This is a genomic window from Streptomyces sp. NPDC050263, from assembly GCF_040655955.1.
Lineage (GTDB): Bacteria > Actinomycetota > Actinomycetes > Streptomycetales > Streptomycetaceae > Streptomyces.
The window spans coordinates 1-13,913 of sequence record NZ_JBFAKW010000042.1 but is presented as its reverse complement, the minus strand read 5'-3'; the positions used below and the strand labels follow the sequence as shown (position 1 = coordinate 13,913).

General features: G+C 70.9%; 7 protein-coding genes. 4 read left to right on the top strand and 3 right to left on the bottom strand.

The window, feature by feature from the left end:
* Positions 1 to 728 precede the first annotated feature (728 nt).
* Positions 729 to 3,449, bottom strand: coding sequence for a pyruvate, phosphate dikinase (gene ppdK / locus AB0J04_RS20300; RefSeq protein WP_363169894.1), 2,721 nt, complete (start codon positions 3,447 to 3,449; stop codon positions 729 to 731).
* A 418-nt stretch (positions 3,450 to 3,867) separates the two neighbouring features.
* Positions 3,868 to 5,166 carry an ROK family protein gene (locus tag AB0J04_RS20295; RefSeq protein ID WP_363169893.1) on the bottom strand — a complete coding sequence of 433 codons (1,299 nt, stop codon included), beginning with the start codon at positions 5,164 to 5,166 and terminating at the stop codon, positions 3,868 to 3,870.
* A 120-nt stretch (positions 5,167 to 5,286) separates the two neighbouring features.
* On the opposite strand from AB0J04_RS20295, the gene AB0J04_RS20290 reads away from it, so the two are divergent.
* The 3 genes from AB0J04_RS20290 to AB0J04_RS20280 all read left to right on the top strand — a co-directional run bounded on the left by AB0J04_RS20290 (position 5,287) and on the right by AB0J04_RS20280 (position 10,807).
* A complete protein-coding gene (locus AB0J04_RS20290; protein ID WP_363169892.1) occupies positions 5,287 to 6,702 on the top strand; it encodes a hypothetical protein in 1,416 nt (471 codons plus the stop codon).
* Positions 6,699 to 8,648 carry a glycogen debranching N-terminal domain-containing protein gene (locus AB0J04_RS20285; RefSeq protein WP_363169891.1) on the top strand — a complete coding sequence of 650 codons (1,950 nt, stop codon included), beginning with the start codon at positions 6,699 to 6,701 and terminating at the stop codon, positions 8,646 to 8,648. The genes AB0J04_RS20290 and AB0J04_RS20285 overlap by 4 nt, the downstream gene beginning before the upstream one ends.
* Before the next feature lie 488 nt (positions 8,649 to 9,136).
* On the top strand, positions 9,137 to 10,807 hold the full coding sequence (locus AB0J04_RS20280) for a CDP-alcohol phosphatidyltransferase (protein WP_363169944.1): 1,671 nt from the start codon (positions 9,137 to 9,139) through the stop codon (positions 10,805 to 10,807).
* Positions 10,808 to 10,885: 78 nt separating this feature from the next.
* On the opposite strand, the gene dusB is transcribed toward AB0J04_RS20280, so the two are convergent.
* Positions 10,886 to 12,040, bottom strand: coding sequence for a tRNA dihydrouridine synthase DusB (gene dusB, locus AB0J04_RS20275; protein WP_363169890.1), 1,155 nt, complete (start codon positions 12,038 to 12,040; stop codon positions 10,886 to 10,888).
* Between the two features lie 82 nt (positions 12,041 to 12,122).
* Here dusB and AB0J04_RS20270 point away from each other — a divergent pair, with 82 nt between their 5' ends.
* The gene (locus AB0J04_RS20270) at positions 12,123 to 13,568 is read left to right on the top strand and encodes an MFS transporter (RefSeq protein WP_363169889.1); all 1,446 of its coding nucleotides are present in this window, start codon (positions 12,123 to 12,125) and stop codon (positions 13,566 to 13,568) included.
* The last annotated feature ends 345 nt before the right edge of the window (positions 13,569 to 13,913 follow it).

Sequence of the window (13,913 nt, the reverse complement as noted above, 5' to 3'; positions counted from 1 at the left end):
TCCCGTCACCGGCGGGAGGGCCGACGGAACACCGTCGGCCCTCCCTTTTCACCTGGGATCTTCCGCTGGGGTCTGCCGCTCAGCCGCAGGCTCAGAAGCCGGGCTGCTGCTGCGCGGGCTCACCGGGGCGCGGACGGCGGCGACGTCCCTGCTGCGCAGGCGGGGGAACCTGGCCGGGGTTCGGATTCGCATTCGCGTTGGGGTCCGTGTCGGCGTTCCGGCGGGGGGTAAGCGGTGCAATCACCCTGAAGCTCATGACGACTCCTTCTGAGTTTCCAGCATCTGCACGGGAAGGGTGAATTCGGAAATTCCGTACGGGTGAGTGGGGGATCAGGGTCGTCACCCTGGGCGATCCCTCCGCCCGATGAGAAAGAACTTAACACGTGCCGCGACAGCCCGAAGAGAAAACTCAGAATTCAATGCCGGAAAGAATGCTGTGAAAACCTTGTATTTACCTTGGTATTTATTAAGTGAGTCCCATTGACCAGCAGAAACAAGCCGACTGACACGGCTGACACGGCTGACACGGCTGACACGACTGACACGACTGACAGCGAGAGGACGGCACCCCCGCACAGGGTGCCGTCCTCCTTGGTGCGCCGGAGCCGCCGCCGATCGGTGAGGGTCGGGGACCGACGGCGACTCCGGGGTCAAAGCCGGTTCAGCCGGATCAGCCGGTTCAGCCGGTTCAGCCGGTTCAAAGCGCGCTCAGCCGGATCGAAGCGCGCTCAGCGGTGGTCGCTTCCCGTCGACTGCGTCGCCGCCCGGCCCGCCTCGAGACGGGCCACCGGGATCCGGAACGGGGAGCAGGAGACGTAGTCCAGGCCCACCTCGTGGAAGAAGTGCACCGACTCCGGGTCGCCGCCGTGCTCGCCGCAGACGCCGAGCTTGAGGTCGGGGCGGGTGGCGCGGCCGGCCTCCACCGCCAGCTTCACCAGGGAACCCACGCCGTCCCGGTCGATCGTCTCGAACGGGGAGACGCCGAAGATGCCCTTCTCCAGGTAGGCCGTGAAGAACGAGGCCTCCACGTCGTCCCGGCTGAAGCCCCACACCGTCTGGGTCAGGTCGTTCGTGCCGAAGGAGAAGAACTCCGCGGCCTCCGCGATCTGGCCGGCCGTCAGGGCGGCTCGCGGCAGCTCGATCATCGTGCCGATCGCCAGCTTCAGTTCGACGCCCGTCGCCGCCTCGACCTCCGCGATGACCTGGTCGGCCTCCTCGCGGACGATCTCCAGCTCCTGGACGGTGCCGACCAGCGGGATCATGACCTCGGCGCGCGGGTCGCCCTTGGCGTTCCGGCGCTCCGCCGCCGCTTCGGCGATGGCGCGGACCTGCATCGTGAACAGGCCGGGGATCACCAGGCCCAACCGCACGCCCCGCAGGCCCAGCATCGGGTTCTGCTCGTGCAGGCGGTGCACCGCCTGGAGCAGGCGGAGGTCGTTCTCGTGGGACTCCTGGCGGGACTCCGCGAGCGCCACCCGGACCGAGAGTTCGGTGATGTCGGGAAGGAACTCGTGCAGCGGCGGGTCCAGCAGACGGACCGTCACCGGGAGGCCGTCCATCGCCTCGAAGAGTTCGATGAAGTCCTTCTTCTGGAGCGGCAGGAGCTGCTTCAGCGACTCCTCGCGCTCCTCTTCCGTGTCCGCCAGGATCAGGCGCTCCACCAGCTCGCGCCGGTCGCCGAGGAACATGTGCTCCGTGCGGCACAGGCCGATGCCCTGGGCGCCGAAGCGCCGTGCGCGCAGCGCGTCCTCGGCGTTGTCGGCGTTCGCGCGCACCCGCAGCCGGCGCTTGCGGTCGGCGAAGGCCATGATGCGGTGGACGGCCTCGACGAGCTCGTCGGCGTCGTCGGCGCCCGCGTGCATCCGGCCCTCGAAGTACTCGACCACGGGGGACGGGACGACCGGGACCTCGCCCAGGTAGACCTTGCCGGACGAGCCGTCGATGGAGATGACGTCGCCCTCCTCCACCACATGGCCGCCCGGCACCGTCATCCTGCGGCGCTTGGTGTCGACCTCGAGCTCCTCCGCGCCGCACACGCACGTCTTGCCCATGCCGCGGGCCACCACGGCCGCGTGGGAGGTCTTGCCGCCCCGGGAGGTGAGGATGCCCTCGGCCGCGATCATGCCGTCGAGGTCGTCGGGGTTCGTCTCGCGGCGGACCAGGATGACCTTCTCGCCCGAGCGGGACCACTTCACGGCGGTGTAGGAGTCGAACACCGCCTTGCCGACCGCCGCGCCCGGCGAGGCCGCGATGCCCCGGCCGACCTTCTCGACCTTGGCGTCCTCGTCGAAGCGCGGGAACATCAGCTGCGCGAGCTGGGCTCCCGTGACCCGCTGGAGCGCCTCCGTCTCGTCGATCAGACCCTGGTCGACGAGCTGGGTGGCGATGCGGAAGGCCGCGCCCGCCGTGCGCTTGCCCACGCGGGTCTGGAGCATCCACAGCTGGCCGCGCTCGATGGTGAACTCGATGTCGCAGAGGTCCTTGTAGTGGTTCTCCAGCGTCTCCATGATGCCGAGCAGCTGGTCGTACGACTTCTTGTCGATCTGCTCCAGCTCGGCGAGCGGGACGGTGTTGCGGATGCCCGCGACGACGTCCTCGCCCTGGGCGTTCTGCAGGTAGTCGCCGTACACGCCCTGGTGGCCGGAGGCGGGGTCGCGGGTGAAGGCGACGCCGGTGCCCGAGTCGGGGCCCAGGTTGCCGAAGACCATGGAGCAGACGTTGACGGCGGTGCCCAGGTCGCCCGGGATGCGCTCCTGGCGGCGGTAGAGCTTGGCGCGGTCGGTGTTCCAGGAGTCGAAGACGGCCTTGATGGCGAGGTCCATCTGCTCGCGCGGGTCCTGCGGGAAGTCCCGGCCGGCCTCGGCCTTGACGATCTTCTTGAAGCGTGTGACCAGCTTCTTGAGGTCGGCCGCCTCCAGCTCGGTGTCGACGGCGACCTTCTTGGCCGTCTTCGCCGCCTCCAGCGCGTCCTCGAAGAGCTCGCCGTCCACGCCGAGGACGGTCTTGCCGAACATCTGGATCAGGCGGCGGTAGGAGTCCCACGCGAAGCGGTCGTCGCCTGCCTGCTTGGCCAGGCCCTGGACCGACCGGTCGGAGAGGCCGATGTTCAGGACGGTGTCCATCATGCCCGGCATCGAGAACTTCGCGCCCGAGCGGACGGACACCAGCAGCGGGTCGTCGGCCTGGCCGAGCTTTTTGCCCGTCCGCTGTTCGAGGGCGTCGAGGTGCGCACTCACCTCGTCACGCAGTGCCGTCGGCGCCTCGCCGCTGTCGAGGTAGACCTTGCAGGCCTCGGTGGTGATCGTGAAGCCCGGCGGGACGGGCAGGCCCAGGTTGGTCATCTCGGCGAGGTTCGCGCCCTTGCCGCCGAGGAGATCCTTGAGGTCCTTGTTGCCCTCGGTGAAGTCGTAAACGAACTTGGCTACGTGGGAATCTTTGTTTTCCGACACGGTCTCGACTCCTCGAGGACGCGGTGGCTGCCCTGACGTCGAGGAACATACCCAGATCAAAGGCGTCTGGGTACGTCTACTCGTGCGTCATGTGCTTGTAACCCGTCGTCTGCCAGCGGATCGAAAGTCAAGGCTTGGCAAGCGCACAGCCGCCGATGTTTTCACTTCTTGAACGCATCGACCTCTCACCCCGCCCCATCATCGCTCATATGAGCGTAGAGCGCCACGCCTGATTTCGATCGATGAACGATCAAGGGGTGGCACCCAGTGCCACCCCTTGGAGAAGTGCATTCGATCGAAGATCCGCTCATCTGAGCATTACCCCCCTCAGGGGTGGTGCGAATCACGTCGCTCGAAGCCGACGGATTCCACCATGCGGACGCGACACAGGAGAGAAACACCTCCCTTACAAGGTCGCTCACACCCCCAGCGCCAGCAACCGCTCCTCCACCCGCTCCGGCGCGTACAGGTGCTCCACGACCATCGCACCCGCTCCCACCAGGCCCGCCCGCTCCCCCAGCCGCGAGGTCACGACGTCCAGATGGGCCGTGGAGCGGGGCAGCGCACGCTGATAGAGCAGCTCGCGCACGCCCGTGAGGAAGGCCGTTCCCGCCAGATCTCCGGCGATCATCAGCACTCCGGGGTTGAGCAGCGTCACCACCGTGGCGAGGACGTCCCCGACCTGGCGGCCTGCCTCACGGGCCAGTGCGGCCGCCCCGGGGTGTCCGGCGGCGAGCAGATCGCGCACATCTGAGCCGGAGGCCGTCGGCAGGCCCGTCTCGGCGAGCCGGCGCGCCACCGCGCCACCGCTGGCGACCGCCGCGAGACAGCCGTAGGAGCCGCAGCGGCAGAGCGCCTCCGCGCCCACCCGGATGTGCCCGATGTCGCCGGCGCCGCCGTCGACGCCCCGGAAGACCGAGCCGTCGACCACGACCCCGGCGCCGATTCCGGTGGACACCTTGACCAGCACGAACGCCGAGCAGTCGGGGTATCCGGAGCGCTGTTCGCCGTAGGCCATGAGGTTCGCGTCGTTGTCGACGAAGACGGGGACGGGGACGGGGACGGGGACGGGCACAGGGACGGGGACGGCTGCAGGGACCGCGGCAGGCGTGACGCCCGTCCGCTCGGCGAACGCCCTCGCCAGGCGGCCGCGTATGTCGTAGCCGTCCCAGCCGGGCATGATCGGCGGCTGGACGACCCGGCCCGTCTCGCTGTCGACCGGGCCGGGGACGGCGACTCCTATGCCACAGACCTCGTCCGCCCGGTGGCCCGCCTTCTCCAGCAGTTCGGCGAACCAGCCGCCCAGTTCGCCGAGGACGACTTCGGGGCCGTCCTCGATGACCAGCGTGCCGCCGTGCTCGGCCAGGATCTCCCCGGTCAGCGACAGCACGGCCGCGCGCGCGTGCCGGGTGTCGAGGTCCGCCGCGAGGACGACCGCGTGGGCGTCGTCGAACTCCAGGGTGATCGAGGGACGGCCGCCCAGCGGCGAGTCCACCGGGCCGCCGGCGCCCTCGCGCAGCCAGCCCGCGCGGAAGAGCCGGTCCAGTCGCTGGCCGACGGTCGCGCGGGAGAGACCGGTGGCCTGCTGGAGGGCGCCGCGGGTCACCGCCCGTCCGGTCCGCACCAGTTCGAGGAGATCTCCGGCGCTCGCCTGGCCGCCCGCCCTGCCGGCCGTCTTGCCGCCGGCCCTCCCCGCCTGTGCCTGACGCCCGGTCATGCGCACCCCCTTGTGTTTCTCAAGCTTGCATTACATATTGAGTTTTGCGTGTTAAATAGACGTAACCCTACGGTAGCCACCGCCGAACCAGGTGGCCCAGTCGTCTTCGGGGAGCCCCGAGTGGATCGCACCGCCCAGCTCATCGCCCGCCCGGCGGCGGACGTCGTCGTATACGATCCGACGGCTCCGCCGGGTCCACCGCACCTCGAGGCGCTGCGCCTGCGAGCCGTGGACGTGCTGGAGGGCAACTGGACGGGAACGTCGACGGTGCCCTCGCGCCGGCTGTACCCCCACCAATGGTCCTGGGACTCCGCGTTCATCGCCATCGGGCTGCGGCACGTCTCGCCGCGCCGGGCGCAGACCGAGCTGGAGACGCTGCTGGCCGCCCAGTGGGGCGACGGGCGCATCCCGCACATCGTCTTCAACCCCTCCGTACCGCTCGACGCGTACTTCCCGAGCCCCGACTTCTGGCGCTCCTCGACCGCGGGGCGCGCTGCGGGCGCCCCGCGCACCGTACAGACCTCCGGCATCGTGCAGCCACCGGTGCACGCGCTGGCGGCCTGGCTGGTGCACCGCGCCGACCCGGGGCTGTCACGCGCGCGTGGCTTCCTCGCCCGGGTGTATCCCCGGCTGGCCGCCTGGCACCGCTATCTGCTGCGCCGGCGGGACCTGGGCGGGGGCGGGCTGGTGTCCGTCGTCCATCCGTGGGAGCAGGGCATGGACAACGCGCCGAGCTGGGACGCCCCGCTGGGCCGGGTCACCCCCGCCCCGGCCCGCTCCTTCCGTCGTGCGGACCTCGACCACGGGGCTGCCGAGGACCGTCCGACGGATCTGGACTACGGCCGCTACGTGCGGCTGGCGACGGAGTACCGGGACGGCGGGTACGCCGACGGCGGCGGCGAGTTCGCCGTCGAGGACCCCTCCTTCAACGCCCTGCTCATCGCCTCCGAGCACGCCCTCGCCCGCATCGCGCACGAACTGGGCGCGACGGCCACGGCCCGCCACGCCCGCGCGGAACGCCTGACGGCAGCGCTGGTGGAACGCCTGTGGGACCCGGCCGAGGGCATGTTCTTCTGCCGGGACGTGCGCGGCGGCGGCCTGGTCCCCGAGCGCGGGGTGTCCGGGCTGGTGCCGCTGGTGCTGCCCGGGCTGGCGCGGGAGGTGGTCGCGGGGCTGGTGACGGCGCTGCGCGGGGCGCACTTCGGGCTCGGCGGCGCGACGCGCCTCGTGCCCAGTTACGACCTGCTCGGCGAGGCCTTCGACCCGCATCGCTACTGGCGCGGGCCGGCCTGGTTCAACACGAGTTGGCTGGTCGAACGGGGGCTCCGACTGCACGGGGAACAGTCCGCCGCGGACGGCCTGCGCCAGGCCGTCCTCGACGTCGCGGACAGCTCGGACTTCGCGGAGTACGTCGACCCGTACACCGGCGAGGCCTGCGGTGCGACCGGCTTCAGCTGGACGGCCGCGCTCACGCTCGACCTGATCCACCGAGAAGAAATGTCAGGCACGGGTACCAAGGGAGGGGACCTGGGATGACGGACCGGCATCATCTGCTCGTGCACGGCGGGACGTTCGCCGCTGTGGGCGACCGCGGAGACATCAGCGGCGTTCGAGGCTCCGGCTCGGCCGCCGGATCCCCCGAGGGGGTGTTCGTCCGGGACGCCCGGCACCTCAGCCGCTGGCAGCTGACGGTCGACGGGGCCGTGCCGGAGGCGCTCTCGCCGGTCGCGGAAGGGGACACCACGCGGTGCGTGCTCGTCCCGCGCGGCGGCCGCAACGAGCCGCCGTCCTGCACGCTCTTCCGGGAACAGGCCGTCGGCGACAGCTCGTTCGTGGAGTCGCTGCGGGTCGTCAGCAACCGCCCGACGCCCACGACGGTCCGCCTCGCGGTCACCGCCGACGCGGACTTCACCGACCAGTTCGAACTGCGCTCCGACCACCGGACGTACGCGAAGACCGGGGTCGTCCGCCGCCGCCAGGTCATGGACGACGGTGTGGAGTTCACCTACCGGCGCGGCGAGTGGCAGTCCTGTACGACGGTGACGGCCGACCCCGTGCCGGACGCCGTCGAGGAGACCGGCACCGGCGCCCGTCGGCTCGTGTGGAAGCTGGAGCTGGAGCCGCACGGCTCCGCCGAGCTGACCCTGCGGGTGATGGCCCGGCCGCATGGCGAGAAACGTGCGTTGCGCGTGCCGCGCTCCCCGTCGGCATTGGCCGAAAAGTTACTTGTGCAGGAAGCCGAGTTCATGGAAGGCATCGCCTTCCCTACCGGCTGGCCCGAACTGGCGTCCGCCTGCGCACGCGGTCTCGCCGACCTGTCGTCACTCCAAGTGATCGCCCGCGGCCCGGAGGACGAGGAGTTGCGCGTCCCGGCGGCGGGCGCCCCCTGGTTCCTGACCCTGCTGGGCCGCGACGCCCTGCTCACCTCGCTCTTCACGCTCCCCTACCGCCCCGGCCCGGCCGCCGCCACCCTCCTCGCGCTCGCCGCGACCCAGGCGACGGAGACCGGGCCGCGCGCGGTGTCGCAGCCCGGCAAGATCGTGCACGAGGTGCGGCACGGCGAGCTCGCCCACTTCGGGCAGGTGCCGTTCGCCCGCTACTACGGCTCGGTGGACGCGACCCCGCTGTTCCTCGTCGTCCTCGGCGCCTACGTCGAGCAGACCGGCGACGCCGTACTGGCCCGCCGGCTGGAGCCGAACGCCCGCGCGGCGATCGGCTGGATGCTCGACCACGGCGGACTGACCTCCCGCGGCTACCTGGTCTACCGGGCCGACCAGGGCGGCCTCGCCAACCAGAACTGGAAGGACTCCCCCGGCGCCATCTGCTCCGCGGACGGCACCCGCGCGACCGGGGCGGTGATGGCGGCGGGCGCCCAGGGGTACGCCTACGACGCGCTGCGCCGCACGGCGTGGCTGGCGCGCACGGTGTGGGAGGACGAGAAGTACGCGGCGCTGCTGGAACAGGCGGCCGCCGACCTGCGGGACCGTTTCCAGCGGGACTTCTGGATGCGGAAGCGTTCCTTCCCGGCGCTCGCCCTGGACGGCGAGGGCCGCCAGGTCGACGCGTTGGCCTCGGACGCCGGGCACCTGCTGTGGTCGGGGCTGCTGGACAAGGAGTACGGGGAGATCGTCGGCCGCCGGCTCCTCGAACCGGACTTCTTCTCCGGCTGGGGCGTGCGCACGGTGGCGGCGGGGCAGCCGGCGTACCACCCGCTCTCCTACCACCGCGGCTCGGTCTGGCCGCACGACAACGCGCTGATCACGCTCGGCCTCGCCCGCTACGGTCTGCACGACGAGGCCCGTACGGTCGCCCACGGGCTGGTCGACGCGGCGACCGCGACCGGTCACCGGCTGCCCGAGGTCCTCGCGGGCTACGGCCGCGACACGCATGCGGAGCCGGTGCCGTACCCGCACGCGTGTGTGCGGGAGTCCCGTTCGGCGGCGGCCCCGTTGGCGCTGCTCACGGCGGTCGGAGGGGCGTGATCTCCCCCGGTCCGCCGCCCGCCGGGCCGCCCGACGCGACGCTTGGCGTTGCATTTGCACGGTGTTTGCCGAGCGCTGGCCGAGGGGGCTGAACGCGGGCGGAGGGCAGGCCGTACGAAACTGTGGCGGATCCGACCAACGTCGGATCCGCCGAACCGCCGGGCTTCGTACGGAAGGACCCTCGGGTGCCTGTCTCCACTCGCTCATCCCAGCCGCCTGCATCGAGAGAACCCGAATCACCCGAGGACGACGCCGTGGAAGCGGTCGACGCCGTCGACCCGACAGCCGAGGCCGCCGAAACGGCTGCCGAGACCGCGACTGCCGAAACTCCGGTTGCCGAGACCGCGACTGCCGAGACTGCGACTGCCGAGACCGCGGCCGAGGAGACGGCGGCTGAGGAGACCGCGGTTGCCGAGACCGCCGCCGAGGAAAGCAGGACCGCGGCCGAGGAAAGCGAGACCTCGCCGCGCCGCGGTCTCCGGGAGCGCATCGCCTACCGGCGGGACTGGCGCAGTCGGCATCCGCGGGCCGCCCGGGTCCTGTGGTGGACGACGACCCTCGTCTCCCTGGTGCTCGTGCTCGGGGCGCTGGTGCTGCCGAACCGTCTCGTCGCGCTCAAGCCGGACGAGTTCATGCGGCTGCCGGGTGAGGCGGTCATCGGCGCGGCCGTGCTGCTGGCGCTGCCGCGTCGGCCGAGGCTGACGCTGGCGGCGGTGATCGGCGCGGGGCTCGGTGCGCTGAGCGTGCTGAACGTGCTCGACATGCAGTTCTTCGAGTATCTGGGCCGCGACTTCAACCTCGTCCTGGACTGGGGTCTGCTGGACGACGCGCAGTCGTACGTGGCGGACTCGCTGGGCGGGGCGGTCGCCCTCGCCGCCGCGATCGGCCTCGTCCTGCTCATCGTCCTGATCATGGCCGTGATGGCGCTGGCGACGGTCCGGGTCAGCGGCGTCCTGGTGCGCGACACCCGGCGGGCGACCCGCGGCACGCTGATCGCGGGCACCGTCTGGATCACCTGCTCCGTGCTCAGTCTCCAGTTCTCGGGGGGACCGCTGGCGACCGACCGGGCCGCGAACGCGCTCACCGTCGAGGCCAAGCGGGTGCGGGACACCCTCAGGGACGAGGCCGCGTTCGGCAAGGAGGCCCGCACCGACGCGTTCGGGGCGACCCCGGCCGCACAGCTCGTGCCGGATCTGCGCGGCAAGGACGTCATCTTCACGTTCATCGAGAGCTACGGCCGCAGCGCCATCGAGGACCCGGTCATGGCGCCGGGCGTCGGCCGGACCCTCGACACGAGCACCGCGGCCCTGACGAAGGCCGGCTTCCACGCGAAGAGCGGCTGGCTGACGTCGGCGACGTTCGGCGGCAGCAGTTGGCTCGGCCACTCCTCCACGCTGTCCGGCCTGTGGGTCGACAACCAGCAGCGCTACCGCACGGTGATGGCGAGCGACCACCTGTCGCTGACCAAGGCGTTCCAGAAGACCGGCGCCTGGGACACGGTCGGCATCATGCCGGGTATCCAGAAGGGCTGGCCCGAGCAGGAGTACTACGGTCTGGACAAGGTCTACAACGCCTTCAAAATGGGTTACCAGGGGCCGAAGTTCAGCTGGTCGACCATGCCCGACCAGTACGCCCTGGAGGCGTTCCAGCGGCTGGAGCACGGCCGCAAGGACCGCACCAAGCCGCTGATGTCGGAGATCATCCTGACCTCCAGCCACCAGCCCTGGGCGCCGCTCCCGAAGATGGTCGACTGGGACGACCTCGGCGACGGCTCGATCTTCGACGGCATCCAGAAGGCGGGCACGAAGGCCGCCGACGTCATCACGAACAGCGCCAGGTCCAAGGTGGAGTACGGCAAGTCCATCGAGTACTCGGTGACCGCCCTCACCCAGTGGATGGAGCGCTACGGCACCGACGACACCGTCCTGGTCTTCCTCGGCGACCACCAGCCCATCACCCGGGTCAGCGGCGACAACGCCAGCCGGGACGTGCCGATCTCGATCGTCGCCAAGGACCCGAAGGTCCTCGACAAGATCGCCGCCTGGAACTGGACGGACGGCCTGAAGCCGGCCGAGAACGCCCCGGTCTGGAAGATGAACCTGTTCCGCGACAAGTTCCTCACGGCCTACGGCTCCACCCCGCACCCGACGAAGGGCTGAGCCCCCTACGGGACTTGCGGGGCTTGCGGGGCTTGCGGGGCTTGCGGGACTTGCGGGACTTGCGGGGCTTGCGGGGCTTCAGCCGCCGGAGGTGTCCAGTTCCGCTTCCTCGCCGATGCCCGCGCAGTCGTACGGGTCCTTGAGCCAGCCGTCCGGCAGGGCCACGCGGTTGTTGCCGGAGGTGCGGCCGCGGGGGCCGTCGGCACCGGTCGGCCAGGGCTGGGCGAGGTCCAACTCGTCCAGCCCGGACCGCAGTTCGGCCAGCGACGAAGTGATCGCGAGCCGCTTCCGCATCTCGGAGCCGACCGCGAAGCCCTTGAGGTACCAGGCGACGTGCTTGCGGAAGTCGATGACCCCTCGCGACTCGTCGCCGATCCACTCGCCGAGGAGGGTGGCGTGCCGGACCATGATGTCGGCGACCTCGCGGAGGGAGGGGCGGGCGATGTCCTGCTCCCGTCCCTCGAAGGCGGCGACCAGGTCCGCGAACAGCCACGGCCGGCCCAGGCAGCCGCGCCCGACGACGACTCCGTCGCACCCGGTCTCGCGCACCATCCGCAGCGCGTCCTGCGCCGACCAGATGTCGCCGTTGCCGAGGACGGGGATCTCCGGGACGTGTTCCTTCAGGCGGGCGATCGCCTCCCAGTCCGCCGTGCCGCCGTAGTGCTGGGCGGCCGTGCGGCCGTGCAGGGCGATGGCGGTCACGCCCTCCTCGACGGCGATGCGGCCGGCGTCGAGGTAGGTGATGTGGTCGTCGTCGATGCCCTTGCGCATCTTCATGGTGACCGGGAGGTCGCCCGCGCCGCTGACCGCCTCCCGCAGGATCGCGCGCAGCAGGTTGCGCTTGTAGGGGAGGGCGGAGCCGCCGCCCTTCCTGGTGACCTTCGGGACCGGGCAGCCGAAGTTGAGGTCGATGTGGTCGGCGAGGCCCTCCTCCGCGATCATGCGGACGGCCTTGCCGACGGTGGCCGGGTCGACGCCGTACAGCTGGATCGAGCGCGGCTTCTCGGTCGCGTCGAAGTGGATCAGCTGCATGGTCTTCTCGTTGCGCTCGACCAGCGCCCGGGTCGTGATCATCTCGCTGACGAACAGCCCCTTGCCGCCGCTGAACTCCCTGCACAGGGTGCGGAAGGGCGCGTTGGTGATCCCGGCCATGGGGGCCAGGACGACGGGCGGCTGGACGGCGTGCGGGCCGATCCTCAGAGGCCGGGCGATGACGGGCGTGGTCGTGGGCATTGCGCCATTGTCGCGCATCGGCAAGGATCATGTAAGAGTCATTAGTTAGACGCACTATCGAAACCGGCGTACGCTGGAGCGCATGCCCGAGCTCAGCCCTCGCCGACGTCTCCTCGTCCTCGCCATCTGCTGCATGAGCCTGCTGATCGTGAGCCTCGACGTCACCGTCCTGAACGTCGCCCTGCCCTCGATGCAGCAGGATCTGCACGCCACCACCGCCGGCCTCCAGTGGACGATCGACGCGTACACGCTGGTGCTGGCCGCGCTGCTGATGCTCGCCGGGTCGACCGCCGACCGGATCGGCCGCAAGAAGGTCTTCATGGCCGGCCTGGTGGTCTTCTCGATCGGCTCCCTGCTGTGCTCGCTCGCCCCCGACCTCGACCTGCTGATCGCGGCGCGGATGGTGCAGGCGGTCGGCGGTTCGATGCTGAACCCGGTCGCCATGTCGATCATCACCAACACCTTCACCGCCCCGCGCGAGCGCGCCCGGGCGATCGGGGTGTGGGGCGCGGTCGTGGGCATCTCGATGGCGGCCGGCCCGCTGCTGGGCGGGCTGCTGGTGGAGACCGTCGGCTGGCGCTCGATCTTCTGGCTCAACCTGCCGGTCGGCCTGGTGGCCCTGCTGGCGACCCTGCGCTACATCCCCGAGTCCCGCGCGCCGAAGGCCCGCCGCCCCGACCCGGTCGGCCAGCTGCTGGTCATCGCCCTCTTCGGCTCGCTGACGTACGCGATCATCGAGGCGCCGGAGGCGGGCACGGCGACCAGCGCCCCCTTCGCCGCGGTGGCGCTGGCCGCGCTGATCGGCCTGCTGTGGTACGAGCCCCGGCGCGCCGAACCCCTCATCGACCTGCGGTTCTTCCGGTCGGCGCCGTTCAGCGGGGCGACGGTGGTCGCGATCAGCGCGTTCGCCGCGCTGGGCGGGTTCCTGTTCCTGTCCACCCTCTACCTCCAGAACGTACGGGGCCTCGACGCCCTCCACGCGGGCCTGTGGATGCTGCCGATGGCCGTGCCGACGTTCCTGTGCGCGCCCCTGTCCGGACGGCTGCTCGGCACCCGGGGACCCCGGCTGCCGCTGCTGATCGCGGGCGTCGCGATGACGGCGAGCGGTCTGCTGTTCGCCGCCTTCGACGCGGCGGACTCCGACGTCACGCTGTTCCTCGGGTACGTGCTGTTCGGCGTGGGCTTCGGCTTCGTGAACGCTCCGATCACCAACACGGCGGTGTCGGGCATGCCGCGCAGTCAGGCGGGGGTCGCGGCGGCGGTCGCCTCCACCAGCCGCCAACTCGGCCAGACCCTGGGCGTCGCGGTGATCGGCGCGGTGCTGGCGGCGGGCGTGAGCACGTCGTCCTACCGCGAGACCTTCGCCTCCGCCGCGGCCCCCGGCTGGTGGATCCTCACCGGCTGCGGCCTGGTCGTCCTCGTCCTGGGCGCCGTCACCACCGGCCGCTGGGCGAAGGCGACGGCAGAGCGGGCCGCGCGGCGGCTCGAGGCACCGGAGATCCGTGAGGCGTCGGGCGTCAGCGCGTGAGCCGTACGCACGTCGCGGGATGTCTCCGTGCGGTGCGCGCCGACCGGCCGGACGTGGGCTTCGTCGAGTTGCTGCCGGGCGCGGCGGTCGCCGGTAGGGGGCAGGCGCTCCAACTGCCCGTCGTCATGCGGATCGTGTCGCGTCGTCCACATGACTACCCGGCCGCTGTCACCGGCCCTCGGGGAGTAGCGGAACGTATAGCGGTAGGCGGCGATCATCGTGCAGTGGAGAGGTGATCGACCCCCGGTGTCCTAGTGCCGCGGCAGGCAACGTTCGCCCCGTCGCGACGCCCGGCACGCACTCTCGCCGCACCGGCCGAAAGCCCAAGTACGTCCAGTACGAGGA